1 protein-coding gene is annotated in these 1,681 nt (G+C 75.8%); it reads left to right on the top strand.

Going from position 1 to position 1,681, the window contains the following annotated elements; genetic code table 11:
* Positions 1–3 precede the first annotated feature (3 nt).
* On the top strand, positions 4–1,681 hold a 1,678-nt coding region (locus FNH04_RS45715), incomplete at its 3' end, for an ABC transporter permease (protein WP_322725752.1).

The raw sequence follows: 1,681 nt of genomic DNA, 5'->3' as shown, positions 1-1,681 counted from the left end.
GGCGTGCTGACCGTGGTTCTTTCCTCTCTGCGGGCGCGCTGGGCCTCGCTGCTCGGGTCGTTCGTCGCCGTGGCGCTCGGGGTCGGGGTGATGGCGGCGATGGGGCTCGGTCTCGCCGCGACGTTCGACGCGCCCGAACGGGAGCCGGAGCGCTTCGCGTCCTCGCCGGTTGTCGTGCAGGGCCGGGACACGCTGAGCGTGGAGGTGCGGCGGGCCGCGGACACGGTGCGCGTGACGAAGAAGCTGGCTCATCCACAGCCTGTGGACGGCCGGCTGCTCGCCGAACTGCGGGCGCTGGGGCGGGTCCGGACGGACGGAACGGCCCGGGACGCGGCGGGTGTGGACGCGGTGGGTGTGGACGCGCCGGTCGCGGCCGTCCGCGCGGTCGTCGGGGACCGTGCCCGCGTGCTCACGGGGGACGACCGCCGGCGGGCCGACCCCTCGTTCGAGCGGGACGCCGAGGCTCTCGTCGCGGTCAACTCGCTGCTCGGTACGGCGGCGGGGGTCACGGCGTTCGTCTCCGTCTTCGTCACGGCGTCGACCTTCGCGTTCGTGGTGGCGCTGCGGAGGCGGGAGTTCGGGCTGCTGCGGATGGCGGGCGCGACGCCGGGACAGGTGCGGCGGCTGCTCCTCGGGGAGGCGCTGGCTGTCGGGTTCGTGGCGTCGGCGGCGGGGTGCGCGCTGGGGGCGTGGGGAGCGCCGTTGCTGGTACGGGAGTTGGTGGAGGGAGGGGTGGCACCGTCGTGGTTCGCGCCGGCCGGTGAGGTCGTGTGGCCGTACCACGTCGCCTTCTGGACGGGTGTGTCGGTGGCCCTGTCGGGTGCCTGGGCCGCGGCACGGCGGGCCGGGCGCACCGGTCCCGTCGAGGCGCTGCGGGAGGCGTCCGTGGACACAGGGGGGCTGCCGCGGTTCCGGCGTGCGGCCGGTGGTGTCCTGCTGGCCGGCGGGCTCGGTCTGCTGGCCTGGAAGGCGGGGACGGATCCGGCGGACCTGCTGAAGCGCAAGACGTACACCACCCAGCCGATGCTCCTGGTCACGGCGGTGGCGGCGCTGGCACCGCTGCTCGTCCGTCCGGCCGTACGGCTGCTCACGCTGCCCCTCCGTCTCGTGCGCGGGTCGGGTGCGACCGGGCTCCTGGTGCGCGAGAACGCGGCCGCGTCCGTACGGCGCACCGCCGCCGTGGCCGCGCCGGTGCTGGTGACGGTCGCGCTGGCGGGCTCGCTGCTGGGGACGGCGGGCACGGTGGCGGCGGCGAAGGGCGCGGAGGTACGGGAGCGGACACGGGCGGACTTCGTCGTCACGGGCCGGGACCTGAGGGTCGTACCGGTGGCGGGGGCGATCGTCTCCGGGTCGGCCTCCACGGCCGTGTTCGTACGGGAGGACGGCGCCGCGCTCGTACGGTCGGACGCGCGGGCCGTGTCCGACGCGGCGGCGTTCGCGGCGGTCTCGCGGCTGCCGGTGGTCGCCGGGGACGTACGCGATCTCGACGACCGCTCGATCGTGGTGAACGAGGAGTGGGAGCGGCACGAGGTGGGCTCCCGGGTACGCGTGTGGCTCGGCGACGGACGGCCGGCGCGGTTGCGGATCGTCGCCGTTCTCGCGCAGGGGACGGGGGACAACGGGGCGTACGTGACGATGGCGAACGCGAGGGGGGCGCGGGTGGACCGGCTGGATGTGCGGG

The organism is Streptomyces phyllanthi (assembly GCF_009377205.1).
Taxonomy (GTDB): domain Bacteria; phylum Actinomycetota; class Actinomycetes; order Streptomycetales; family Streptomycetaceae; genus Streptomyces; species Streptomyces phyllanthi.
This window is presented reverse-complemented; position numbering and strand designations above follow the sequence as displayed.